Origin of the sequence: Kamptonema formosum PCC 6407 (genome assembly GCF_000332155.1) — a bacterium.
GTDB lineage: Bacteria > Cyanobacteriota > Cyanobacteriia > Cyanobacteriales > Microcoleaceae > Kamptonema > Kamptonema formosum.
The window spans coordinates 1,598,623-1,622,745 of the sequence record NZ_KB235903.1 but is presented as its reverse complement, the minus strand read 5'-3'; the positions used below and the strand labels follow the sequence as shown (position 1 = coordinate 1,622,745).

Genomic DNA, 24,123 nt, shown 5'->3' with positions numbered 1-24,123 from the left:
ATTTGCTGTTATGAAAGTTGTGCTTTGTGGGCCGCCTCATTCTGGTAAGTCTTGTTTGAGGGAGGGGTTGAAACAGGCTATTATGGCTATACATCGAGTAGGAAAAGCACCTTATCCTTATTTTATCACTGCTTGTCCCGATGGTGAGGGTTCTTGGTATACGGAAGCAGTTCGGAATAACCCCGATTTAGCTGCACGGTTAAAGAGGGAATATAAAACTAAATTAACTTGGGCTTTTGCTGAAAATAAGGCTTTAGATGTGAAGAATGCGAGTTTACCTTTAACTCTAATTGATGTTGGGGGAAGGATTGATGGAAAGAATCGTTTGATTATGCAATATGCAACTCATGCGGTTATTTTAGCGGGGGATAGGGCTAAAGTTGGGGAGTGGGAAGGGTTTTATGGGGAGCTAAATTTGAAAGTTATTGCGATTATTCATAGTGATTATCATGGGAAGTTTGATGCGATCGAATGTGAGTCTCCTATACTGAGGGGGAGCGTTCATTATTTGGAGCGAGGGGAGGATGTTTCGCAGCGTGCGATGGTGGAGGTTTTGGCAAGGGTTTTGGTGGGGTTGAGTGATGGGGGGTGAGGGGGCGCGATCGCTTTCTGTAGTCTGAGTAATTGTTATAATTTACTAAAGTTGGAGGAATCTATGAACAGTAACAATCTGTTAGATTGGGAAGATCATCAAGTCGATCATCTATTTTTACTAATTGGGGAGAATCCTTTGCCGAATTATCTCGCAGCTCGAACGTTACTTAAAGAAGGTGGTACAGCCTATCTAGTATTTACCAAGAACACAATATTTCAAAAAGATCGCTTACAAGGAGAAGATGGACTGCATAAGCTTGATATAAAATGCCAGCCTGTCGATCTCAGCAATAATGAATCTGATGCCCAAGAAATTTACGACATTATTAAGAAGCGGGTTGAGGAGTCAGCGAAAGAAGGCAAGGTTGGTTTAAACTACACAGGCGGAACTAAAGCAATGGCAGTTCACGCTTATCGAGCAATTCAGGAGCTAAAACCTGACGCTATTTTTAGCTATCTCGATCCACGACGACTGAAAATGTGGATTAATCAAGGCAACCAAAAACCTGTTGCTTATGATGTGCCGCTCCAAATTTCTCTTGAAGAGCTTTTTACCTTGCATGGTAAATATTTGCTCACAAACTTTCCCCCTCGTCTTAAACCCTACTTACAAGATTTAGCAGTAGAAATTGCTAAACTTCACGAAAATCAAGACTCGGAGAAGAAGTGGAAAGAGTGGTGCAACAAGCTAACTCCGATTGCAGACTTACAAATTTTATTTCCAGCCGTTGGTAATCTTTTAGGTGAATGTTTAGATTTACCTACAAATAAATCACTTAAAGATAAAGCCAAAGCAGAGGGGTTTAGTGATTTTAAGGAATTCCATACATGGCTCAACGGTACTTGGCTAGAAAGTTATGCTTTGAAGAAAATTCAGATGATCTCTGATGACATTGGTGTTCGTAAAGAAGATATTCAAATGTCTTTCAATATAGTTGAAGATAAAAACAAGATGAATACGAATAATAAAGCAGCGGATGCAAAATTTGAATTTGATGTCGCCTTTATTAAGCGCTATCAACTATTTGCGATATCCTGCACTGCCAAAAGCAAGAAAGCAGACTGTAAAGAAAAGCTATTTGAGGCTTCTTTGCGGGCTAAAGAGTTAGGCGGTGATGAAGCACGAGTTGCTTTAGTCTGCTGTTACGATGCTCCGCAGGAGATTGAAGATGAACTAGCTAGATTTGGAACCCGCGATCCAAAAGTTAAAGTTTTTGGGCGCAAGGATTTAGCAAATATCGGTGATGAAATTTTAGCTTGGGTTGATGGTATAGAACAGGAGGCTAAAGCATGAGTGAGTATGTAGTGACAATCCTTGATACTACGGGGATTCAATCTTATATCTTCAATACTAATCGCTTGCGAGAAAATATTGGGGCTTCCTATCTTATTAGTCAAGCAACAGGAGATTTAGATCCCAGTACAGATGACTGGGTAAAGAAAAAGCTCGAAGAATTAGGAGTACCTAAAAATAGACAACAAGAACCCATAAAAAATAGTGGATTAAATGCAGAATTAGTCTATGCGGGTGGTGGTAATGCCATGTTGTTGTTCAAGTCTATAGATATTGCTAAAGACTTTACTCGTAAGTTAAGTATGCAAATTCTAGAACACGCACCAGGGCTAAATATTGTTGTGGCTCATTGTGAGTTTAATTGGGATAATGATTGTTTGTACGAAAAGGTCGAAAAACTTCACATTGAAGAATTAGAGAAGCAAAAAAGAGCCAGAATCCCATCAGCACCTTTACTAGGTTTAGGAGTTACAGCACTTTGTAACTCGACTCAGTTACCTGCTGTTAATACTAATGAAGGGTATATTAAAGACATTGATCGGGAAGATATCTGTCTGGTTTCTAGAGAAACTGAAGCAAAATTGAAAGTCGTTTCATCAAAACATGGTGAACCTGCTAATCAAGCTCTCAAAAAAAGATTTGCAGATGTTTTACACCAGACAGATTATCAATTTCCCTACCGCATGGATCATTTAGGTCGTTCCAGAGGTGAAAGCAGCTATTATGCAGTGATTCATGCTGATGGAAATGGCATGGGAGAGCGTTTCAAAGAGTATGGCAAGGATAGTCGCGACAACTCCGATTATGTGAACCGAATGCGCGGACTTTCTAACTCTGTTAACAAAGCAAGTTTGGCAGCAGTTAAAAAAGTTGTGAATGTTCTTATTAACTCAATACATTCAGATGGTAAAGTCATGGGAAGATTTTCTATCTTTACTCAAGATGGAAAACATTACTTACCATTTCGCCCCCTTGTTTATGGTGGTGATGATGTTACTTTTGTTTGCGATGGTAGGCTAGGACTAGCATTAGCAACAATCTATTTACAAGCATTGCAAAAACCACTATTAGCTGATGGTAAACAGATGAGAGCTTGTGCAGGAGTTTGTATTGTTAAATCTCACTACCCGTTTGCAAGAGCTTATTCTTTGAGCGAGGCTTTGTGTAACAATACTAAAGAATTTGTTAGAGAACAAAAGCAACAATGGGCAAAAGAGTTTTCAGGAATTGATTGGCATATTGCCGCAAGTGGTCTATTTGGAACAATTGGAGATATTCGCCAACGAGAATATCAAGTTTCTACAGGGGAATTAACAATGCGTCCGGTTCTGCTTCAAGAAGAAGAAAATGAGTGGCGTAATTGGTCTAACTTTATCAATACTGTTGAATGTTTCAACAGTAACAGAGATGAGAAAGAATGCCAAGAATGGAAAGAGCGAAAAAACAAAATTCTTGCTCTTAGAGAAAAGTTGCGAGAAGGCCAGCCAGCAACTAAGCACTTTCTGAAAGCTTATCGGATTGATCGCTTACCTTTGATGAAAGGCGGTGATGAAATTGTTTTAAGAGAAACTGGTTGGACAGAAGAACATTGCGGATATTTTGATGCAATTGAAGCAATGGATTTTTATTTCCCATTAAATAAAGGAGTGTCAGATGATTGTTTACAAGCTGAAAATCAAGCTGCTGAGTGATACAACTTTTGGACGAGGCGATGGTGTAGCAGGTTTAGTCGATCAAGAAGTTGAACATGATTCCTCTGGATTCCCTTATCTTCGAGGACGAACTTTAAAAGGATTGCTGAGTGAGGAATGCGATAATTTAATTGCTGTGTTATCTCCTCATAACGTCTGTAGAGATTGGGAATCAGTCGCTTGCAAGCTATTTGGTAAACCTGGAAGTACCCTTGAAACAAGTTCTCAAATGCAAGTTGGCGATGCTTGTTTACCAGAGGATTTGCGGCAAGCAGTGGCATACCAATTAAAGCGACTGGACAACAAATTAATGCGGGTTGATATTCTGGAATCTCTGACAACTATTCGTCGCCAAACTGCGATCGATTCAAAAACTGGAGTAGCCGATGAAACAACGTTACGTTCTGCTCGTGTAGTGTTGCGCGAATTAGAATTTACGGCAAACTTAAGTTTTGAAGTACAACCAGGTCGAGATGCTTTAACTTTGTTATCTGTTGGAACCTTAGCACTCCGACGATTGGGAAGTAACAGAAATCGAGGACTGGGACACATCGAGGGTCAGTTATTAAACCCTGACGATCAAAATATTACTAAGGATTTTGTTCAGTATTTTGGAACACTTTAAGGTGCGAGGAATGAAAGTAATTACTTTTTTATTGAAAACAGAACAACCTCTACTTGCCACTTCTTTTCAAGGCGATCCAAACAGTGATGTATCCTATCCTTACATTCCAGGCAGCATGATTCGAGGTGCGTTGATTGGTCGGTATTTGAAGCTACCTGGAAAACAACGTATAGATATTTTGGCTGATGAAACTTCTAGGCGTTTATTTTTTGATGGGAATACTCGTTATTTAAACGCTTATCCTAACAGTCAGGAAGGTTGGCGATCGCTGCCTACTTTACTGTCTTGGCGTAAAGAAAAAGGCAATGAATTCAAAGACACAAAAGACAAAATAGATGTATATGACTGGAGCGTGTCTAAAGATAATGATGATTTACAATCTCCTAAATCTCTAAACGAACCGTTTTGGGTAGAAGATGGAAAAAATATTAGGTTATACAGTGTGGATCGCCGGATAAACATTCATAATTTACGCGATCGTCGTAAAGGTCGTTCAGCTTCAGATAAATTAGATCCTGCAACTCGGCAAGTTATAGAAGAAAGAGATGGTGAGATATTCCGGTACGATGCTATAGATGTAGGACAAACTTTTCAAGGAGTTATTGTGTATGAGGAAGTTGACGAAAAAACAATTCAAGAATTGCTAAATATTTCTGATATTTGGCTGGGTGGATCTAGAAGTGCTGGTTATGGTCATGTCAAGATTACTGACGTTCAAATTAATGGTAATTGGAGTGAAATAAGAAACTCATCTGAAAACAGAACTAGCGAAAATCTCATAATTACCCTTCTTAGCGATCTGATTATTCGTGATGATTGGGGACAATATGCTGCTCTTTCACCAACTCAGTTGATCGCAGAGTTTTTAGAAAAAAAATCTGAAGAATTGGAACCTTTACTGAATAAATATAAAACCTACATGGATAGTGTGTTTGTTGGTGGCTTTAACCGAAAATGGGGACTACCTTTACCCCAAGTAATAGCTGTGAAAGCAGGTAGCGTATTTGTTTATGAAGGTGTGTTAGTTACCGCCGAGCAAATTCGCCAATTAGAAACAACAGGTATTGGGGAAAGAAGAGTAGAAGGGTTTGGTCGAGTAACAATTAATTGGCGTGTGGCAAACAATCAATTTACAGCCAAGAAACCAGAATCTAAGAAATATTACCCACGAAATCAACCTCTACTGAAAGTTGAAGAGTCTCATATTTTAGCACGCCAGATGGCGGAACGAATATTATGCAAAAAGTTAGAGGGATTACTTCTTGATCGAGTAGAATATTTTAAGCTGAACCCGAATCGTATAACTAATAGTCAGTTATCTCGGTTGATAATCGTAACTAGACAATCTCTAGATATTAATTCTCGTCAACCTCTCGATCTTCTTTTAGACAATCTTCCCTCAAATGCTCGTACTAAGTACGAGCGCACAAAAGTAGATGGTCAGATATTAAACCAGAAAATAAAAGATTGGTTAAACCATCCTAAAAGTTGGATTGAGAGTTATTTAGAACCTTTTGCGGTCGCTAATGAGCCAGCAATTTTAATTGATGAATTAGCACTAGAATACACCCTACGGCTCATCATGGCGATCGCTAAAAATGCAACTAAGGAGAAACCTAATGAGTAACGAACGATTGAAAAGAAATCAACGCCATATTATAGAAAGAATTATTATTCGAGGAACTTTGATACTAGATACTCCCACCTGTTTAGGAAATGGTGATCCAGATGGCCCCACTGATATGATGTTAGTACGAGACAGTATTAGTTCTCATGCTCTACTCACGGGTACATCTGTTGCGGGTGCATTGAGAAATTATGTGCATGAGCATGAACATGGCTATAGGCAAGATGAACAAAATAACAGCCTCTCTACTTCTCTATTCGGGGGAATATCTGAAGATGACGATGGCGATCAAAGTCCTCTGATTATCAATGATTCAATTAGTAGTCAGGTTCCCAAAATAGAATTACGAGATGGAGTAAAAATCAATAGCATTACTCGTACTGTCGATCCTGAAGCTAGAGCTAAGTATGACTTAGAGTTACTGCAAGCGGGTACAAAATTTTCTCTGAGTTTGGAATTGTTGATTGAGAAAGAAGATAGAGAAATTACACTAATTAAGGTTATTGGTAGAGAAAGGCCGTTACTAAAAACCAGTAGTTTCCATACATTTTTATTTAAATGGTTAGCATACCGATATAAAAACAAAGCTACATTGCTTAAATCTTTGGCGATCGCACTCCAAGGCTTAGAACGGAAACAAGATCAGAATTGTTCTGAAGATCAAAAGGATTTAAAAAGTGGTGAAATCAGCCTTGGCATGAAAAAACGGCGGGGTTTTGGTCGCTGTCATGTCAAAGAGTGGCAGGTTTGGAGCTTTAATCTGGAAGATTCAGGCGATCGCATGGCATGGTTACTATTCGATCGCGAATGTACCAACAAGCTACCTGTGATTACCAACAAAATCGCTGATGCTTTGGGTGTAGTATTAGATGAGAAAGAGGATAAGCGCGATCGCTTTACCATCAACGCCACATTTACCCTCGCCAGTCCCTTACTTATTCGCTCAGGTCAAGCTGCAACAGGACGCGCACCTGATGTGGTTCATTTAAAATCAAAACGTTATGGTAAAGATGAATCTGTATTATCTGGTACAAGTTTAGCAGGAGTTTTACGCCATCGAGCCGAACGGATTGTCAATACTCTGGAAAAACCCACAACAATTATAGATGAAATATTTGGGCCAGATTTTAGTGAGGACAAAACTAAGGAAGCTAAAGCAAGTCGTCTAATTGTCCATGAAAGTGTTATCAAGGATACCACTGACTTAGTACAAACTCGGATTGCGATCGATCGCTTTACTGGCGGTGCTTATCACGGTGCTTTATTTCAAGAACAACCTATTTTTGGCAAGGGTGATGAAAACCTACAGTTAGAAATAGAACTACGAAACCCTGAACAACACGAAATAGGCTTACTGTTACTACTACTTAAAGATTTGTGGACACAAGATTTACCAGTAGGAGGTTCTAGTAGCGTCGGTAGAGGAAGGTTACAAGGAAAAGAAGCAACCTTAATGTGGACAAAAGAGCAAAAGTCATGGAAAATTGCTCAACATGACTTAAGTAAAAACTCTTTAGAGATTACAGGTAGCGATCGCCAAGACTTAGAAAATCATGTTAAAAAGTTAGTTAAATACACTAAATAGGAGGTGAATAAAAATGACTAAACCCCATTGCGAATCCATTGAAGATGCTCAATATATTTCTGATTTAGGAAAATGGTTAGAACAAAAAGCTAGATATTATCAATTAAAATATCTTCTAGCTCATGCTGATGATGGTGTTATTTGGGGACATTTTGACAATAACAACTTAGTCAATTCTGGAGATGTATTTCCCCAGTTGGCTAAGTTGCGTCTTTGCACACTCCAGCAATGCCGTGTATTTAGTAAAAATGCTGAGGTGATGCTTTGGAAAATTGGGCAAGACAACTGGAAAGCACGTCTAATCAAAGATGATAATAACCCAGAACGTTGTTTAGAACCTGATGAATCTCAAATCCTTTGGGGAACGCAAAAGGAAGAAGAGAAGAACGGTTTTACATTAGTGTCAGATGGTTCACAAGGTTTGAAACATGGTGTTCCTTTAATGAATATTTCCTTTAGCCAAGACAAAAATAACCTACATCGTCCGATTCGTTTACAAGTTCGTCATTATATTGATTATGATGATAGTGGAGTGGCAAGAATTTATTTGAGTCGTCTTGTTGATTTAACAACGAAGGAGGAAGAAAATGACTAAAGTGATACCAAAAACTGATACTCTTTATGAACAAGATTTTGTGGCGTGGTGTGAAGATACGGCGGCTAAACTCAGAAGGCGAGATATAGATAATCTTGATTTTGATAATTTGATTGAGGAGGTAGAGAGTTTGGGAAGAAGCGATCGCCGGGAATTAAAAAATAGATTGACGGTACTGCTGACTCATATTCTTAAGCGAATGTATGTCAATAGTCCTGAAAATTTTAATGGATGGGAATTAACGATTATCGAACAACGGCGACAAATTCGAGATTTATTAGAAGAATCCCCTAGTCTCAAACCTTATCTAGTAGAAATATTAGCTAAAGTTTGTGCTAATGCTTTAGAGAGTGTTCGATTTGAGTATAAGCAAACTGAGTTTCCTGATACATGGCAATTTGATACTGAAACAGATGTACTATCTAAAAAATACTGGGAGGAGCAATAAATGAGTCCTAAGCATATTGATAATATTACCGATCCGCAACGTAGAGCCAGAGCGCCCTACAACTTTGTGGAATTACCAGAAAAGGTTGTTGAAGCAGAAGCTTTACCTGATGGCGATCGCTACCATTTAGATCGGCATACTGGCAGGATTGAATGCACTTTAACAACGAAATCTAAACTTTACACTCGTTGTGGTTGGAACCCAGAGGATTTTGCAGAACATAGTGAAAAAGCTTTTAAAGAATTATCAGAAGAGATAAAGAATAAAAGATCTAATTTTTTTATTAATCCAGCAACTCAGCAATTACTTATCCCTGGTAGCAGCATACGAGGAATGTTAAGAACTCTAGTTGAAATTGTGAGTTTTAGTAAAATCGATCGCGTAACTGAAAATAAACTATTCTATCGTTCACTTGGCGATCCGGCTTTAAAAGATATTTATCATGCTAACTTTGTCGATGATCTTGGGAAAGTACAAAATTCATCTCACTCTAGAGCAGATTGTCACAGAGCTAAAGCTCATGCAGGTTTTTTACGCAAGCATGGGAATTATTACGTTATTGAAGAATGTGGCTATGGACGAATTGATAGACATCCTACTAAAAGAGTTATTCCTAACCTCCCTAATCAGCCTAATCTTCCAACTAAACCACTCTATCAAGGCTCTGGGCCTGGAAAAGCGCCAAGCTGGACATACCAGTATCAAATTATCTATGTAGACATTGACTCTTCGGAACAAGATTACTTTTTCCCTCAGCAAATCAATAGTAATGGCAGACAGCGCCATCCCGATCTTTACTTACGCTTTCGTGAAGTTCACTCTGCTAGTTTTACTCCTGCACCAGAATTACAGAAGGGAACGCTTGTAATAACGGGAGATATGCAGCATAAGCATCTAGAGTTTGTTTTTTTAGATGAAAAGTTAAAAGAGTATTCAGTGACTGAGGAAATGGTCAGGCGTTTTCAAGATGATGACCAAATAACCAAGTGGCAGAAGGATGCCTATTCTAAAGATAAGCCGTCTCGTGCTTGTCGCCAGCAGGATGGATATCTTCGAGATGGAGAACCTGTGTTTTTCTTACTCAATGATGATGGAGAGGCTGTTCGCTTTTTTGGACGAGCGCAGATGTTCCGTTTACCATACGAGCATTCTCCATTAAAATTTGTACCTCCTAAATTGAGAGATGCTTCGCGTACAGATATTGCTGAAGCTATTTTCGGCTATGTCAATGGTAAAGAACCGAGAGTAAAAACTGGTGCGGGTCGAGTATTCATTAGTGATGGTACACTTAATCCCAATCAAGAGGAAAAAGTAAAACCAAGTCTAGATAAAAATCCTGAACAAATCCTGCTTTCTAGCCCAAAACCTACTACATTTCAGCATTATCTGGTTCAACCTAATGAAACTGAAGCTCGCCAGAACAAGTTAAAACACTATGCTAGTCAGCCTCCAACTGATACAGAAGCAGGAGAAACTGTTATTCGAGGACATAAACTGTACTGGCACAAACCCTGTAAAATTGAAGTTCCCGAAAACTCAGATACTCAAACTAGCTTAATTAAACCGCTCGATCCAGAAATTGAGTTTACTTTTACTATCTACTTTGAAAATCTCAGTAACGTTGAACTGGGTGCGCTGCTGTGGGTGTTGAGTCTCAGCAGCGATAAATCAGAAATTCTCCAAACAGGTAAACAAGGAGAAAAATATTGTTTTTCCTTGGGTATGGGTAAACCGTTGGGGATGGGTGCGGTGAAGATTGACTATGAATTGCATTTGAGCGATCGCACCGCACGGTACAGTCAATTATTTAATGGTGATGGATGGTCACAAGATGACAAAGAGCAAGATGAAGTTACTCAATCAGAAACAAACTGTATCAGTGAATTTGAAAAGTACTGTATCAGTGAATTTGAAAAGTATGTCCTCGATCGCATTAGCGAAAATGATTATCCAGACAAACACAACAGACAACTGCTCGAGCATCTGAGACAAATACCACGAATTGAGATGTTGTTAGCGATGTTACGGTGCGATTCACCTTCAGAAGCACCTAATTATATGAAACTTGAGGAATTTAAGAATAGAAAAGTGCTACCTACGCCCTTGGATATTAGAAAAGTTGAGGATAAACCTCGCTTTCCTACGGATAGCACTTCATCTTCAAAAACAGTATCAAAACCTCAAAAAAAAGCGATCGCCCCCCCTAACGAAATAGAAAAGCCAGTTAATTTAGCCCTACAGCGAGGGGCTACACCAACACAAGTAAAACCGAAACCCAAACTGAAACTCCCACAAAAACCCAAACCCTAAAACGCGATCGCACCAGACCAATTCATCAACCGTCCATGCTCGCACACCCCCAAATGCCCGAAATAGGTTAAACCCTATCCAAAACAGTGACCATCTCATTAAAGTTTCACAATCATTAATCAATATCAAATTAATTCCCCCTACTGTTTAGATATCAACACAGACGGACAGCGTTCTTCAAAAGACAAGCACCAACAACAACAAGGTTCCACTAAACCTGCCTCCGAAAAACGGTAGATGCAGCGCAATTTCTAACTCGTACTCCTTTAGCCATACCCGTCAGCAGACGGGTTTTTTGTTTTTGATTGACAAGATATGAGATAATACTATTTTTTATGGAGACAAATCATGGCTTATTTATGGTTTAAGGCATTTCACTTAATCGGCATTGTCGTTTGGTTTGCAGGCCTGTTTTATCTGGTACGGCTGTTTGTCTACCACGCTGAAGCTAATCAAGAACCCGAACCGGCCCAGACAATTCTCAAAAAACAGTATGAGATTATGGAGAAACGTCTTTATCACTTGATTACCATGCCGGGAATGACGGTGACAGTGGTAATGGCGATTGGTCTGATTTCCACTGAACCTGATGTTTTGAAAGATAGTTGGCTACATTTTAAACTGCTTTTAGTCGCGCTTTTAATAGCTTATCATTTTTACTGCGGCCGACTCAGAAAAAAATTAGCCGCTAATGAGTGTAAATGGACTGGTCAGCAATTTAGAGCTTTGAATGAAGCGCCAACAATTCTTTTAGTATTGATTGTTTTGTTAGCTGTGTTTAAGGGAAGTTTGCCAGTAAATGCTACTGTTTTTGCCGTTGCGGGATTGATTATCGCGATGGTAGCCACCATTCAACTTTATGCTAAGAAACGGCGGCAAGACAAAATTAAATTATCGGGAGAACTAGCTCAAGAATAGTATAAGATAGGACTTACGCTCATGGCTCCAGAAACCGGGTTTTTGAGAGAATCTGTTGGTAACAACAATGTATTTTCGTCGAAAAACCCGGTTTCTTTGGTTGGGTGCGTAACTCCTGTAAGAGAGAGCCGATGATCGGGTTTATCCAAAAAGACCTCTCTCCCTACCTCCTTCCCCTACTAGGGAAAAGGGAAATTTCTTTTCTTTCTTTCTCCCCCTTTCCTCCTAGCGAAGGCTGCCGAAGGGTTAAGTCTTTTTTTACACTTCACCCCACAAAACAGCCGCATGATGCCGAATATGATCTTCAATAAAAGTTGCAATAAAATAATAGCTATGATCGTAACCTTCTTGCATCCGCAGAGTTAGCGGTTGTCCCACTTTTTCACAAGCATCGCTAAACACATCTGGCAACAATTGCCCATCAATTATAAATTGATCTGCCGTACCACAGTCAATCAGAATAGGGCGACCATACTGTACTTTTAGGATCAATTTGCTAGCATCATACTCCTGCCACTTCTCTTGATTATCGCCCAGATAATTAGTGAAAATATTTTGACCCCAAGCCGAAAGAGTTGGTGCAGCAATTGGTGCAAAAGCTGAAACAGAAAGGAAGCGTTCGGGATTTTTTAAAGCACAAATTAACGCCCCATGACCCCCCATAGAATGACCAAAAATTCCCTGTTTTTCAGCTATTACTGGAAAATGTTCTGCTATTAAATTAGGCAACTCCTCAACCACATAACTATACATTTGATAGTGCGCTTTCCAAGGTTCCACAGTTGCATCAACATAAAAACCTGCACCGCTACCTAAATCCCAGCTTTCATCCTCGCCAGGTATGCCAGTATTGCGAGGGCTAGTATCAGGAACAACCAGTATTAACCCATATTTAGCTGCAAATTGTTGCGCCCCTGCTTTGAGCATAAAATTTTCTTCAGTGCAGGTTAAACCAGATAGGAAATAGAGAACTGGTACAGACTGAGATTTAGCCTGCGGTGGCTGATAAATTGCAAACTTCATCTCACTGTTACAACTGTGAGAATGATGGCTATAAAAACCAACTTTGCCGCCAAAACTTGCATATTCTTTCTGCAATGTAGGAGAGTCAGACATAATACCAATGATTGATGTAAGTTAGAAATCAGAAATTAGAAATCAGGAGTCAGAAGATATCGATCAAAACGTAATAATAGTGCGAATTGACTGACCTTTGTGCATCAAATCAAAAGCTTCATTAATCCGCTCCACTGGCATCACCTGAGTAATTAAATCATCAATATTAATTTTACCATCCATGTACCAATCAACAATTTTAGGAACGTCAGTCCGACCCCTCGCACCACCAAAAGCCGTCCCCTTCCACACCCGCCCAGTTACTAACTGAAACGGTCGCGTACTAATTTCTTGACCAGCTCCCGCCACCCCAACAATTACACTTACTCCCCAACCTTTATGACAGCATTCTAAAGCTTGGCGCATGACATTAATATTGCCGATACATTCAAAAGTATAGTCGGCTCCGCCTTTAGTTAAATCAACTAAGTAAGGGACTAAATCACCTTTAATTTCTTTAGGGTTTACATAGTGCGTCATCCCGAATTTCTCGGCTAGCTCTCGCTTAGCGGGATTGATATCTACGCCTATAATCATGTTCGCACCCACCATCCGAGCGCCTTGAATGACATTCAAACCCACGCCGCCTAAACCGAAAACTATAACATTCGCTCCTGGTTCTACTTTCGCGGTATTAATAACAGCACCGACACCAGTTGTAACGCCACAACCAATTAAACAAACTTTATCAAAAGGGGCATCTTCTCTAATTTTTGCTACCGCAATTTCTGGCAATACAGTATAATTAGCAAAGGTAGATGTTCCCATGTAGTGATGAATCATTTCTCCGTCAATTGAAAATCTACTACTACCATCGGGCATCAGACCGCGCCCTTGAGTAGAGCGAATTGCTTGACAAAGATTCGTTTTTCTGCTAAGACAGTATTCACAATTACGGCATTCTGGAGTGTAGAGAGGAATGACGCGATCGCCAACTTTCACGCTCGTAACACCTGGCCCAATTTCTGCAACAATTCCCGCTCCCTCATGGCCTAAAATAGCCGGAAATAAACCTTCAGGATCGTTACCAGAAAGCGTGTAAGCGTCAGTGTGGCAAACTCCCGTAGCCTTGATTTCCACCAGCACCTCGCCCTCTTTTGGCCCTTCAAGCTGTACAGTTTCTATACTCAGTGGTTTGCCTGCACTGAAAGCGACTGCTGCTTTAACATCCATGTTTTGCACCTTTAGTATATTTGTCAATAAGAATTATGCACCACTTTGTAACGCCGCCATCTTGGCGGTATCCTTACTGCCCAGAGGACAGCGTGACATAATTGCTGGTCAAGTTACTTACTATTCTGTATTCTATAACTAAATCTCAAAATAGCAAATACTTATTATGACAAAAATAATCGTAATTACGGGTGTAAGTCGGGGTCTTGGTCTTGCCATGACAGAAAAGTTTATCGAATTAGGTAACACTGTTTGCGGGTGCGCTCGTTCTCCAGAAGCAGTAGAAAAACTCAAGGAAAAATATGGTTTGCCTCACCATTTCACTTGCGTAGATGTCGCGAATGAATCTCAAGTAAAATCTTGGGCCGAACAATTGCTAGCAACTTGTCCGCCTCCCGATTTGCTAATTAACAATGCAGCAATTATCAATCCCCTAACACCTCTTTGGCGGGTAAGCAATGAGGAATTCTCCAACTTGATTGATGTGAATATTAAAGGTGTAGCTAACGTAATTCGCTACTTTATCCCAGCTATGCTCTTAGTAAAAAGTGGCATTATTGTCAACTTTAGTTCTGGTTGGGGACGCTCTACTTCCCCAGAAGTTGCCCCTTATTGTGCTTCTAAATGGGCAATTGAAGGACTTACTCGCTCATTAGCTCAAGAATTGCCCGAAGGCATGGCAGCAATTCCCCTAAATCCTGGCATTATTCACACTGAAATGCTGGAAATTTGTTTCGGTGAAGAGGCTGCGAGTTATACATCTGTGCAAAATTGGGTAGAAAAAGCTGTGCCTTTTTTACTTAAGTTAAAAGCTTCAGATAACGGTGCATCTTTGACAGTTCCTTCTTAAATTAACCACCCAACTTTTTTAAAGTTAACAGGAGAAATGACAATGAATGACGACAAAAATCAAGGTATAGATCCTCTAACTCAGATAACGAACAGGAAACAATTCGAGAAATATCTTGAGGAACAGTGGCAACACCTAGCACTAGAACAAAAGCCAATATCTATGATTTATTGTGATATTGACTGCCTCAAAACCTATAACGATCATTATGGACACAGCATCGGCGATGATTGTATATGTCAGATTGCTAAAAACATTCGAGATACTGCTAGCAGTTTCGTTGATATATCAGTAACAGCAAGATGCGGAGGAGACGAATTCTGGATAATTTTACCTAATACTGATGCAACTAATGCAATTGAGATTGCTGAAAAAATACGCTCAGAAGTCAACGCTTTGCAAATTTTTAATGAATCTCCTAACTTGTCTAGGTTTGTATTATCCAAGTTTGTTACACTTAGTTTGGGTGTAAGCACGACTATTCCTGACATTAATGTATTACCAGGAGAACTACTTAGAGCAGCAGATACAGCAATCCAAGAAGCCAAAAACGATGGACGCAATCGCGTTATATTCAAAGAATTTACTGCGTAAATTACCCTCGCTCATCTCTTGGTATTTAGGGAATCCAAAATTCAAAATTGCTAGTCGTGAATTGTGCCATCCGGCATAGTTGCGCCTTGCAAGTTAACATCATTTAGATTCACTCCCGCCATATTAGCACCTCTGAGATTAGCCCCCATCAAATTAGCGCCTGTGAAGTCAACTTTACTCAAATTTGTCCATCTAAAATCCGTCCCGCTCAAGTCAGCAAAACTCAGATTAGCTCGGAAAAGATAAGCTCCATTTAAGTGAGCGCCACTCAAATTAGCTTTATATAAATTCGCCCGATAAAGGTGTGCGTCTACCAGTTCAGCTTCATAGAGATTAGCTTGAGTAAGATTGGCATTACTAAGGTTAGCTCCTATCAAGTAAACCTTCATCATTACCGTTCCAGTTAAATTAGCCTCACCCAAATCTGCTCCTCTCAAATTAGCACCGCTCATGTCAGCACCGATTAAATTGGCAGCGTTCAAATCTGCTCCTCCGAGGTCAGTTAATTGGAGGTTAGCACCTGTCAAATTAGCTGCAATTAAACTAGCATCAATTAATTCTGCAAATGAAAGGTTCGCTAGACTCAGGTTCGCATCTTTCAGGTTAGCACCCATTAATTTTACATTGCTTAAATTCGCCCTAAAAAGGTTTACTCCAACAAAATCAATGCCTTTTAAATTAAACTCTCTGAGGTTGGATTCGCTCAAATCTGGTTCTATATTCCCGTTGCGATTTCGCCAATCAATCCATCGATTGACACCCTGTTTTAGCAGTGCTAAATGCTCTGTATTTGCCATAATAAATTAAATCCCAACTCCACAATTAAAAGTTTAAAATCAACCTATTCATTCCGCCCAAAACCAGAACTATCGCGACCAGCTACGCTTTCAATAGCAACTCGCGCTGCACTAGAACCAGCCAAAATATCCCGTTCTTCTCCCCCTAAATAAAGTCTTCCGAAACTGCCGACAGCCTGAACTTCTAATATATTAATTGAAGCCGCCTTTTCTGCCTCATTTGCAGCTAATGCCGCATAAGCAGCCGGTTCTACTTCAAATACATAAAGCGTTTGCCCTGCTAATAGCAATTGTCCCCGCCGCGTGCGGTTGATTAATTGTGTTTGGTGAGCATCAATATTGCGGATAATTTGGCTAGAAATTACTCGCGGTTTAATACATTCCTCCCTCCGAACTCCCAAAGCCTCCAAAATTGCCTTACCAGCGGCCCGCGTTTCTCCTTGGCGGCTAGAATGAACCTCTAAAAGACCATAAAGCCTTTCTACAACTTGTACTCCAGGGCGCACGGAAGCAGATTTCAGAGCGATATCTGTAATCTTATTAATTTCAATCCCTGGTGATATTTCTATCCACAGCGACGCATCTCCTGGTAATGGTAAAAACCCGGCGGCTACAGTGCCAATATAAGCCGCGTGTTGCGGCTGTAAGCTGTCTAGAAATACGTAGCTGCGTAACTCTATTCCCAAAGTTTTTATCTCCACCCATTAGGGTACAACTATTAGATTGCTTGCAAGAATATCTGGGCGATTGAAATCGCGACTAGACTATTGAAGTCCACCTGCGCGGGCTGTGGATTTTTTGCAAGCCGCATATTAAACACGCAACTCTTCAGTGTACCTCACTTTTTGCACCATTTTCTTTAAGATCCTTTTTTTCCCTCTATTGAAAGACATAACCCCCTAGTCCCCTTCCCTGCAAGGGAAGGGGGAGTAATTAATACTATTAAACTCAAAGAGAATTAATAGTTAAGAATTATTCTCCCCTCTCCTTGCAGTCGAGGGGTTGGGGGAGAGGCAAAACAAATTTTGGGGCAGCAATGGAACAGCCCGCCCCTATTAGGGGAGGGTTAGAGAGATGTAGGGATAAGGCTGAGGGTAGTCTATAAATGTGGTTTCTTTCGGAAACAAGACAGTTAAGCCAGACAAGCAGCTAAATCTTCATCAGGTGTTGTAATCGCTTTCAAATTATACTTTTCTGACAGCAACTTAAACACATTTGGGGAGATAAAGGCTGGTAAAGTTGGCCCTAAACGGATATCTTGAATCCCTAAATAAAGCAGGGTTAGTAAAACTGCAACCGCTTTTTGTTCGTACCAAGAAAGAATCATTGATAACGGTAACTCATTCACTCCCATATCCAAGGCATTAGCTAAACCTAATGCAATTTGAATGGCGGAATAAGCATCATTACATTGACCTACATCCATTAAGCGAGGAATTTCACCGATGAATCCCAATTTTTGATCGAAAAAGCGGAACTTACCACAGGCAAGAGTTAAGACAATACAATCTTTAGGTACTTTTTCCACAAATTCTGTGTAGTAATTGCGGTCTGGTTTCGCACCGTCGCATCCTCCTACTAGAAAAAAGTGCTGAATTTTTCCCTGCTTAACTAATTCAATCACATCACCAGCCAAATTTAACACCGCCTTCCGGGCAAAACCTGTCATTACTTCGCGGGGTTCTTCATCTTGGGTAAATCCGGGTAATTCTAAAGCTTTTTCAATTGCTGGGCTAAAGTCAGCGATGATTTCTTGTGCTGATAAGTGAATGACACCGGGCCAATTTACGGGGCCAAGAGTAAATAATTTCTGTTGGTAATTATCATGGGGTGGCATGAGGCAATTAGTTGTGAGGATAATTGCGCCGGGAAATTTAGCGAAATCTTTGGTTTGATTTTGCCAAGCAGTGCCATAATGACCGTAGAAATGGGGATATTTTTGCTTTAATTCTGGGTAGCCGTGTGCTGGTAATAATTCCCCGTGAGTATAGATGTTAATGCCTGTATTTTTGGTTTGTTCGAGGACGGCGGCGAGTTGTTGGATATCGTGACCGGAGACTAGAATACATTTGCCTTTTTTGGGGTTTAGAGGCACAACTGTGGGCACGGGATGACCGTATGTTTCTGTATGGCCGCTATCGAGGAGTTCCATCGCCCGAAAGTTGACTTCTCCCACTTTTAATGCCAGATTTACCCAGTCATTTAAAGTAAGTTTTGGGTTATCGAGGGCGACTAATGCTTCGCTACAAAATGCGTAAAGATTATTGTCTTCTTGACCTAATTCTAGGGCGTGGAAGGCGTAGGCGGCTAAGCCTTTGATACCGTAAAGTACGGTAAGCTTAAGGGAAAATATATCGACATCGCCGCCTGCTTGACTGATGAATTGATAGGATACTTCTTGACCTTGTTGTACTAAATTCTCCTCAAAGTTAGGCGTAAACTTAGCAAGGTCAGACCATTCTATGGGAGTGGTAACTATTTGCTTAACTTGGGTTTTTAAGTTTTCTCGCAGTTCGATGGCGTGGTGAATATATTCAGCAAAACTTTTAGTGCTAAAATTAACATTAGTCATGGTGGCGAATAAAGTTTCGCAGATAAAAACATCAGCTTCACGAGTAGGAATACCTAGTTTACGAGCTTGAATTACTACGGGCGCGAGTCCTCGCAAACAGTGAATTAATAAGTCTTGTGTGGCGTTGACTTCTGGACTTTTACCGCAAGCCCCCCATTGATGGCATCCTTGTCCGCTGGCGGTTTGTTCGCATTGTTCGCAAAACATAAGCTTGTTCTCCTGTTAGTTTTCTCTACCTGTGTTTACTGTAGGGTGGGAGATGAGATAATTACCTTGACTTAAGTCAATACTTAAAAATTTATGGGAATTATGGGAGTTGAAATTAGGGAGTTTATAGAAAATATTCGGCTGTGGCGGGGTTTAGCTGATGAGCAGTTAGATGCTATCGTTGAGATTGCAATCGCAGGTACTTATACTAAAAATCAGTTAATTTTTTCTGAAGGGGAACCAGGGACAGGTTTTTTTGCTGTGAAGTCTGGTAGAGTTAAGCTGTTCAAAGTTTCTGCTGAGGGGAAAGAACAAATTTTGCATTTGTTTGGGCCTGGAGAACATTTTGCTGAGGTGCCGGCTTTTGATGGGGAATGTTTTCCTGCTTCTGCGATAGCTTTGGAGGTGACTGAGTTATTATTTTTCCCTCGGACTGCTTTTTTGAGTTTGCTTGAGGAATATCCAAGTATTGGGATTAATATGTTAGCACTTTTTGCGCGGCATTTGCGACGGTTTGCTCAGCTTATTGAAGACCTTTCTTTGAAGGAAGTTCCGGGGAGGTTGGCGGCTTATTTATTGTACTTATATGGGGATTCACAGTTTGTATCGGGTGCGGTGGTGGAGTTGGATATGACTAAGGCGCAATTGGCGGCTTTTTTGGGTACTATTCCTGAGACTTTATCGCGGGTTTTTGCTAAGTTGAGTCAGGAAGGTTTGATGGTAATTGATGGTTCTAGGATTACTTTGTTGGATGTGCGCCGTTTGAGGATGTTGGCGGGTGGTAAGAGGGGTTAATTATCCCTATGTTACTGTCAGAAAAAAAGCTTTCGCCTTGCGGTTTCTGGATTTTATTAGGACTTACGCAAGTCTTACCAGAAACCGGGTTTTTGAGAGCATCTGCGTCACGCAGGAGGCAGGAGGTAGAAGGCAGAACGAAGTATTTGAGTCAAAAAACCCGGTTTCTTTGGTTGGGTGCGTAAGTCCTGAATGCGTAAGTCCTAGTTAATTTCCATTTTTATTAGATGGGTTTCACTGACGACGCTCCACCCATCCTACCGTCAGCAATTAGCAATTAGCCATTAGCAGTTAACAGTTAACAGTTAACAGTTAACAATTAATCAGAATTACGAAGAATATCATCGATCGCTTGCCTTTCCTCTCGAGGCTGAGAAGGTAAAACCTGACGAGCATCAGTAATTAGCCAATCAAGAGCCGCAGCCTGGACATCGATCGCAGCCCCAATTTTATCCACACAATAGCGACCAAATACTAACTTATCTACCAAACGCACCCCCGGCCCCAAACGGGAGTATTCAAAAATCACGCTATTTTCCACAGTTGCACCGCTACACACCCAACAATTAGGGCCAATCATCGTTGGGCCAACAATTTTTGCCCCATCTTCAATTTTAGTCATACCACCGATATAAACAGGCCCCGTAATATCAACTTTGTCCCAATTCACCGCTACATTTAAGCCAGCATAGATCCCAGGAAAAACTTCTTTTCCGGGAACCGAAACATTTTTAACTTCTCCTGTAAGTACGCTGCGAATTGCCCGCCAATAGTCGGGGACTTTACCAATATCCACCCACTGAAAATCCATTGAAATCCCATAAAAAGGTGCGCCAATTTCCACCAAGTGAGGGAATAGTTCCGAGCCGATGTCATACTCAATACCGGAAGGGATGTAATTGAAAACTTCCGGTTCAAAAATGTAAATACCAGTATTGATATCGGTACTCAGAGCTTCTTCTACGGAGGGTTTTTCTTGAAAGGCTTTAATCCTGCCGGATTCGTCAGTAACGACAACGCCGTAGCTAGAAACCTCTTGACGGGGGACAGATTTCATCACTACAGTTGCGATCGCCCCCTTTTCTCGATGCCACTTAACAGCCTGTGTCAAGTCCAAATCAATCAAAGCATCGCCACAAAGAACCACAAAAGTATCATCAAAAAAAGGTGAAAAGTCTTGGATACGCTTCATTCCCCCTGCTGAGCCCAAAGCTTCCCCAATTAACTCTCCTTCTACAATCCGCCCTTCAAAAGAATAGGCAATTTGTACCCCAAATTTTTGACCGTCTCGAAAATAGTTTTCAATTTCATTTGCTAAGTGGGAAACGTTGACCATAATTTCGTCAAACCCGTGCTGTCGCAGCAATTCCACCAAAAATTCCATCACTGGCTTTTGCAGGATGGGAATCAAGGGTTTTGGAATCGTGTAAGTAATGGGTCGCACGCGGGTACCCTTTCCGGCTGCCAGAATCATGGCTTTCATCTTTAACTTCCTCAACCCTCACTCAATTGATACCAGTGCAAGCATTTAATCCTAACGATCGCGCCCTGCTGCTAGGCTGCGATCGCACCAGACACCAACTCGCTTTTAGGCGACATCGTACCAGGGTATCAATCATTTTCCCAATTTAGCTGGATTTATCGATTTGTGAATACCAATTGCGGCTAAAAATATCAGTTCAAATCGGTCGAATCTTGAGGTCTTGGTAAAATTCCTCTTGAAGTAACTCTACTTTGGACTGAGCCGATAGCAGCAACAGCGCCCAAAAAATCCCCACGCGATCGCCCTGGGGCGACGAATGAGCATCGGTACTAGCGGCAAATTCTGGGGCCGCACAAGAGTGTAAATTCTCCTGCTGCCATAACTCTAGCAGTTGTTCTATATCCAGCCACTCCCCCCCCACCACCGGGCCATGTTCTGCCAAAAATCGCTCTAATTCCGTAGCAGTTTCCACAAGATTTTCCTGGTGCGCCAGTTCCGCGATCGCACGAGCAGCCTGAGCCCGCACCTTAGAGCTAGTACGGCGAGGACGGGCAGGAAGGGGCGTTTCTTCAATTGCTGCCTGCATCAACTGTAACTGCTCGATCAGCTCTTGGAGAGTAACGGGGCGTTTTCTAGGTAACTGAGATACCGCACGCCGACGTAACTGCCTTTCTAAGTTTTGCGGTAACTGCCGCCCCCCCGCTAATTCTTCCGACTCTAACAACTCGCCATCTTCTGGCAATTCCGGGGGAGATTCCGACAAAACCAGACTTTCTGCCTTCAGCAGTACCAACATCGAGGCATACAAAAATGCCTGCCCGGATTGAGATAAGTCAGCAAAATCACTCTCAGTACCCGGCTCGCAAGCAGGAGCCAGTTTACTCAAGCAGCGATCGATCACTTCAATGACTTGCACATCCCAAGGGTCGATTTCTCCCTTTTCTGCTAACTCAATTAAAAGTGCAATACCCTCGGAAATCGTTGCAAACCCATTTTGGGCTGTGGAAACGCTCATAGCCTTGGCTGCGCCTGTAGTTTAATCGGACTTACTGCCAGAAAGAAGTTAGCGAACTAGGAGAAGGAAACTACAATTAAATCAATAGTTTCAGCAAGTTACAACCGCAAGAATCAGGCGATGGGTTGCTATACAATTGATTAATTATAGCGGCTCTAGCTTTTTTCCATCCCCTTTCAATTACCAACAGCCTTCGCTTTCTCTAGATCGTTTAATTCAGCAGTAGAACTTAGAGATTTGCTTTCTGGGAGCAAGGGCAGTTTTTGTTCTAGTTCTACCTTATAGCGTTCAATATCTTGCTCTAATTGCTGAATACGTTGCTCTTTTTGGCGAATTTGGCGACTCTCCTCGCGAGTTCCGAGCATCCGCTGCATCCTCGACCACAAACTGAAAATCAATGCTAGAACAGCCCCCAATCCCGTAGCGATAATTAGCTCTACACACAGCGGGGCTTGAAATTCGACACCTTGGATTATTTGAATGGTTGTAGGCTCCGTATTTTCTAGACTAAAAATAACCAGAGCTAAGCAAATTAAGAAGATGAAGAAAAAGTTGAGAATCCGCATTTTTTTAATTAGTAATAAGTAGAACCTAAAAGACTGAACGCTAAGGAATAGAGGAAGAAGGGAATAGAATCAAAAGTTTCAGCTATGCCAATAAGGTCTAAGTCCTATTTTAGGTATACCAGTTGCCAAGGCAGTTAGGACATTCTGAATTTAAAACCCTGATTCTAAACCCTTCTTCCGTCTTCCCTAGCCCCTAGCTCCTCTTAAACCGCCTTGGCGGTTGCTATAGCTTGTAGCACTTCAGTCCTGTTAATTGAGCTTAAGTGCAAACAGCTAGCTTTCCTTACTGCCTTAAACCTTTAATTCTGAGGCTGGTTGCCGTTTTCCTATTCCTATTGCTGGTAAAAGCTTATATTTTAGATAGCTGCCAGCCAAAACTAATAAGGCAATAATAACAGTACCAATTCCTACAGGACTTGGCAGCCAGAAAATCGCCTCCAAATAGTTGATTTCACCAGGCTTTAACTTCCAAGTTAACTGATTTCCTGCTTCTATACTGGGAGTAATACCATTGGCAGCAGCCTCAATACTTTTTGCTCCCCAAGGAGTTCTCAAACTAAATTCTAATCCTAAAAGTTGACCGGGGCTAACTAGCACATTCCCACTACTAGAAAGCAGGGAAAGCGAACGCAAATCTAATTCCAAAGTCAGGCGATTTCTCAGGAACAAAACGAAGTTATTTTGATCGACCTTGATGTGGCATCCAAACTTAGGCAAATCTGTCTCAAGAGAGTTAGCCACCCGATCGTTATTGTTTTGATCCTCAACAGGATTAAAAAATTGGTTGAATTTTTCCTCTAATTCATCCCCATTATTAAAAGAAATCCTGACAGCAACTTCGCTATCAGACAGCCGCTTAGTTCTCCCTTGTAGCGATCGCACGCGGCGGTCTATACTATCTAACCATTCCCGGACTGTCTCGCTGCTAAAGCTAGTCAGTCTTTCTCCCAGTTTGATGTGCTGCACTATCTCCCCGTGAGTTTGACTGTCGAAGTTAACTCCCACATCGTAATTCACGCAACCGCCAAGCATTGTTAAAATGCAAAATGCAAAAGGCAAAAGAAAGAGAATAGGCTTTTTTCTTTTCCCTGTTTCATCACGATTTTTTTGCTCTTTCATACTTCCATTTTCCCTTTTTACTTTTTAACTTGCTTTTTGATTGCTAGGGGCTAGGAGAAGAAGGGGCTAGGGGTTAGGGGCTAGGGGTTAGGGGAAGAAGGGAAGAAGGGAATAAGGGAATAAGTAAATCCACCTAATTAAAAATAAGA

22 protein-coding genes are annotated in these 24,123 nt (G+C 41.0%); 13 read left to right on the top strand and 9 right to left on the bottom strand.

The annotated features are described in order from the left end of the window. Positions 1-10 precede the first annotated feature (10 nt). From OSCIL6407_RS0112050 to hemJ, 10 genes are all read left to right on the top strand, one after another. A complete protein-coding gene (locus tag OSCIL6407_RS0112050) occupies positions 11-592 on the top strand; it encodes a hypothetical protein (RefSeq protein WP_007357728.1) in 582 nt (193 codons plus the stop codon). 63 nt (positions 593-655) lie between these two features. Next, positions 656-1,888, top strand: coding sequence for a Card1-like endonuclease domain-containing protein (locus OSCIL6407_RS0112045; RefSeq protein WP_007357727.1), 1,233 nt, complete (start codon positions 656-658; stop codon positions 1,886-1,888). Beyond that, positions 1,885-3,579: a Cas10/Cmr2 second palm domain-containing protein gene (locus tag OSCIL6407_RS0112040; RefSeq protein WP_007357726.1), complete on the top strand. Its 1,695-nt coding sequence runs from the start codon at positions 1,885-1,887 to the stop codon at positions 3,577-3,579. Before OSCIL6407_RS0112045 ends, OSCIL6407_RS0112040 begins: the two co-directional genes overlap by 4 nt. Continuing rightward, entirely contained in the window at positions 3,542-4,204 is a 663-nt protein-coding gene (locus OSCIL6407_RS0112035; protein WP_020699932.1) for an RAMP superfamily CRISPR-associated protein, read from the top strand. The genes OSCIL6407_RS0112040 and OSCIL6407_RS0112035 overlap by 38 nt, the downstream gene beginning before the upstream one ends. A 10-nt stretch (positions 4,205-4,214) precedes the next feature. Beyond that, entirely contained in the window at positions 4,215-5,831 is a 1,617-nt protein-coding gene (locus OSCIL6407_RS0112030; protein WP_007357724.1) for an RAMP superfamily CRISPR-associated protein, read from the top strand. Then, positions 5,824-7,416 (top strand): RAMP superfamily CRISPR-associated protein, encoded by a 1,593-nt coding sequence (locus tag OSCIL6407_RS0112025; protein WP_019487260.1) that lies wholly within the window; start codon positions 5,824-5,826, stop codon positions 7,414-7,416. The genes OSCIL6407_RS0112030 and OSCIL6407_RS0112025 overlap by 8 nt, the downstream gene beginning before the upstream one ends. A 13-nt stretch (positions 7,417-7,429) precedes the next feature. Further along, a complete protein-coding gene (gene csx19, locus OSCIL6407_RS0112020) occupies positions 7,430-8,011 on the top strand; it encodes a type III-D CRISPR-associated protein Csx19 (RefSeq protein ID WP_007357722.1) in 582 nt (193 codons plus the stop codon). Further along, on the top strand, positions 8,004-8,459 hold the full coding sequence (locus OSCIL6407_RS0112015; RefSeq protein WP_007357721.1) for a DUF29 domain-containing protein: 456 nt from the start codon (positions 8,004-8,006) through the stop codon (positions 8,457-8,459). The genes csx19 and OSCIL6407_RS0112015 overlap by 8 nt, the downstream gene beginning before the upstream one ends. Further along, positions 8,460-10,769, top strand: coding sequence for a TIGR03986 family type III CRISPR-associated RAMP protein (locus OSCIL6407_RS0112010; protein ID WP_007357720.1), 2,310 nt, complete (start codon positions 8,460-8,462; stop codon positions 10,767-10,769). A 348-nt stretch (positions 10,770-11,117) separates the two neighbouring features. Next, entirely contained in the window at positions 11,118-11,687 is a 570-nt protein-coding gene (hemJ, locus tag OSCIL6407_RS0112005; RefSeq protein WP_007357719.1) for a protoporphyrinogen oxidase HemJ, read from the top strand. 258 nt (positions 11,688-11,945) lie between these two features. On the opposite strand, the gene fghA is transcribed toward hemJ, so the two are convergent. Next, positions 11,946-12,803 (bottom strand): S-formylglutathione hydrolase, encoded by an 858-nt coding sequence (gene fghA, locus OSCIL6407_RS0112000; protein WP_007357717.1) that lies wholly within the window; start codon positions 12,801-12,803, stop codon positions 11,946-11,948. A 63-nt stretch (positions 12,804-12,866) separates the two neighbouring features. Continuing rightward, a complete protein-coding gene (locus OSCIL6407_RS0111995) occupies positions 12,867-13,976 on the bottom strand; it encodes an S-(hydroxymethyl)glutathione dehydrogenase/class III alcohol dehydrogenase (protein WP_007357716.1) in 1,110 nt (369 codons plus the stop codon). A gap of 166 nt (positions 13,977-14,142) precedes the next feature. On the opposite strand from OSCIL6407_RS0111995, the gene OSCIL6407_RS0111990 reads away from it, so the two are divergent. Both OSCIL6407_RS0111990 and OSCIL6407_RS0111985 read left to right on the top strand, forming a co-directional pair. Then, positions 14,143-14,826: an SDR family oxidoreductase gene (locus tag OSCIL6407_RS0111990; RefSeq protein WP_007357715.1), complete on the top strand. Its 684-nt coding sequence runs from the start codon at positions 14,143-14,145 to the stop codon at positions 14,824-14,826. A gap of 42 nt (positions 14,827-14,868) precedes the next feature. Further along, entirely contained in the window at positions 14,869-15,420 is a 552-nt protein-coding gene (locus OSCIL6407_RS0111985; protein WP_007357714.1) for a diguanylate cyclase, read from the top strand. Between the two features lie 50 nt (positions 15,421-15,470). Here the strand turns inward: OSCIL6407_RS0111985 and OSCIL6407_RS0111980 are convergent, their stop codons facing one another. The 3 genes from OSCIL6407_RS0111980 to hcp form a co-directional block, all read right to left on the bottom strand. Then, entirely contained in the window at positions 15,471-16,217 is a 747-nt protein-coding gene (locus OSCIL6407_RS0111980; protein ID WP_007357713.1) for a pentapeptide repeat-containing protein, read from the bottom strand. Positions 16,218-16,261: 44 nt separating this feature from the next. Continuing rightward, positions 16,262-16,903, bottom strand: a complete 642-nt coding sequence (locus OSCIL6407_RS0111975) for a hypothetical protein (protein ID WP_007357712.1) — start codon at positions 16,901-16,903, stop codon at positions 16,262-16,264. 446 nt (positions 16,904-17,349) lie between these two features. After that, on the bottom strand, positions 17,350-18,996 hold the full coding sequence (gene hcp / locus OSCIL6407_RS0111970; protein WP_007357711.1) for a hydroxylamine reductase: 1,647 nt from the start codon (positions 18,994-18,996) through the stop codon (positions 17,350-17,352). A gap of 93 nt (positions 18,997-19,089) precedes the next feature. Between hcp and OSCIL6407_RS0111965 the strand changes: the two genes are divergently transcribed. Further along, entirely contained in the window at positions 19,090-19,791 is a 702-nt protein-coding gene (locus tag OSCIL6407_RS0111965) for a Crp/Fnr family transcriptional regulator (RefSeq protein ID WP_007357710.1), read from the top strand. A 319-nt stretch (positions 19,792-20,110) separates the two neighbouring features. Here the strand turns inward: OSCIL6407_RS0111965 and OSCIL6407_RS0111960 are convergent, their stop codons facing one another. From OSCIL6407_RS0111960 to OSCIL6407_RS0111945, 4 genes are all read right to left on the bottom strand, one after another. Further along, the gene (locus OSCIL6407_RS0111960; RefSeq protein ID WP_007357709.1) at positions 20,111-21,274 is read right to left on the bottom strand and encodes a sugar phosphate nucleotidyltransferase; all 1,164 of its coding nucleotides are present in this window, start codon (positions 21,272-21,274) and stop codon (positions 20,111-20,113) included. 196 nt (positions 21,275-21,470) lie between these two features. After that, the gene (locus OSCIL6407_RS0111955) at positions 21,471-22,289 is read right to left on the bottom strand and encodes a segregation/condensation protein A (protein ID WP_007357707.1); all 819 of its coding nucleotides are present in this window, start codon (positions 22,287-22,289) and stop codon (positions 21,471-21,473) included. Positions 22,290-22,465: 176 nt separating this feature from the next. Continuing rightward, entirely contained in the window at positions 22,466-22,855 is a 390-nt protein-coding gene (locus OSCIL6407_RS0111950) for a LapA family protein (RefSeq protein ID WP_007357706.1), read from the bottom strand. Positions 22,856-23,146: 291 nt separating this feature from the next. Then, positions 23,147-23,974: a DUF3153 domain-containing protein gene (locus OSCIL6407_RS0111945; RefSeq protein WP_007357705.1), complete on the bottom strand. Its 828-nt coding sequence runs from the start codon at positions 23,972-23,974 to the stop codon at positions 23,147-23,149. Between the last annotated feature and the right edge of the window lie 149 nt (positions 23,975-24,123).

Bases quoted from the DNA above. Each gene is read 5' to 3' on its own strand.
- OSCIL6407_RS0112010 (WP_007357720.1), top strand. From the start codon at position 8,460: ATGAGTCCTAAGCATATTGATAATATTACCGATCCGCAACGTAGAGCC.
- OSCIL6407_RS0112030 (WP_007357724.1), top strand. From the start codon at position 4,215: ATGAAAGTAATTACTTTTTTATTGAAAACAGAACAACCTCTACTTGCC.
- OSCIL6407_RS0112050 (WP_007357728.1), top strand. From the start codon at position 11: ATGAAAGTTGTGCTTTGTGGGCCGCCTCATTCTGGTAAGTCTTGTTTG.
- OSCIL6407_RS0111955 (WP_007357707.1), bottom strand. From the start codon at position 22,289: ATGAGCGTTTCCACAGCCCAAAATGGGTTTGCAACGATTTCCGAGGGT.
- hemJ (WP_007357719.1), top strand. From the start codon at position 11,118: ATGGCTTATTTATGGTTTAAGGCATTTCACTTAATCGGCATTGTCGTT.
- OSCIL6407_RS0112035 (WP_020699932.1), top strand. From the start codon at position 3,542: ATGATTGTTTACAAGCTGAAAATCAAGCTGCTGAGTGATACAACTTTT.
- OSCIL6407_RS0112040 (WP_007357726.1), top strand. From the start codon at position 1,885: ATGAGTGAGTATGTAGTGACAATCCTTGATACTACGGGGATTCAATCT.
- fghA (WP_007357717.1), bottom strand. From the start codon at position 12,803: ATGTCTGACTCTCCTACATTGCAGAAAGAATATGCAAGTTTTGGCGGC.
- OSCIL6407_RS0111995 (WP_007357716.1), bottom strand. From the start codon at position 13,976: ATGGATGTTAAAGCAGCAGTCGCTTTCAGTGCAGGCAAACCACTGAGT.
- OSCIL6407_RS0112015 (WP_007357721.1), top strand. From the start codon at position 8,004: ATGACTAAAGTGATACCAAAAACTGATACTCTTTATGAACAAGATTTT.
- OSCIL6407_RS0112045 (WP_007357727.1), top strand. From the start codon at position 656: ATGAACAGTAACAATCTGTTAGATTGGGAAGATCATCAAGTCGATCAT.
- OSCIL6407_RS0111960 (WP_007357709.1), bottom strand. From the start codon at position 21,274: ATGAAAGCCATGATTCTGGCAGCCGGAAAGGGTACCCGCGTGCGACCC.
- OSCIL6407_RS0111985 (WP_007357714.1), top strand. From the start codon at position 14,869: ATGAATGACGACAAAAATCAAGGTATAGATCCTCTAACTCAGATAACG.
- OSCIL6407_RS0111980 (WP_007357713.1), bottom strand. From the start codon at position 16,217: ATGGCAAATACAGAGCATTTAGCACTGCTAAAACAGGGTGTCAATCGA.
- OSCIL6407_RS0112025 (WP_019487260.1), top strand. From the start codon at position 5,824: ATGAGTAACGAACGATTGAAAAGAAATCAACGCCATATTATAGAAAGA.
- OSCIL6407_RS0111965 (WP_007357710.1), top strand. From the start codon at position 19,090: ATGGGAATTATGGGAGTTGAAATTAGGGAGTTTATAGAAAATATTCGG.
- OSCIL6407_RS0111990 (WP_007357715.1), top strand. From the start codon at position 14,143: ATGACAAAAATAATCGTAATTACGGGTGTAAGTCGGGGTCTTGGTCTT.
- OSCIL6407_RS0111945 (WP_007357705.1), bottom strand. From the start codon at position 23,974: ATGAAAGAGCAAAAAAATCGTGATGAAACAGGGAAAAGAAAAAAGCCT.
- OSCIL6407_RS0111950 (WP_007357706.1), bottom strand. From the start codon at position 22,855: ATGCGGATTCTCAACTTTTTCTTCATCTTCTTAATTTGCTTAGCTCTG.
- hcp (WP_007357711.1), bottom strand. From the start codon at position 18,996: ATGTTTTGCGAACAATGCGAACAAACCGCCAGCGGACAAGGATGCCAT.
- csx19 (WP_007357722.1), top strand. From the start codon at position 7,430: ATGACTAAACCCCATTGCGAATCCATTGAAGATGCTCAATATATTTCT.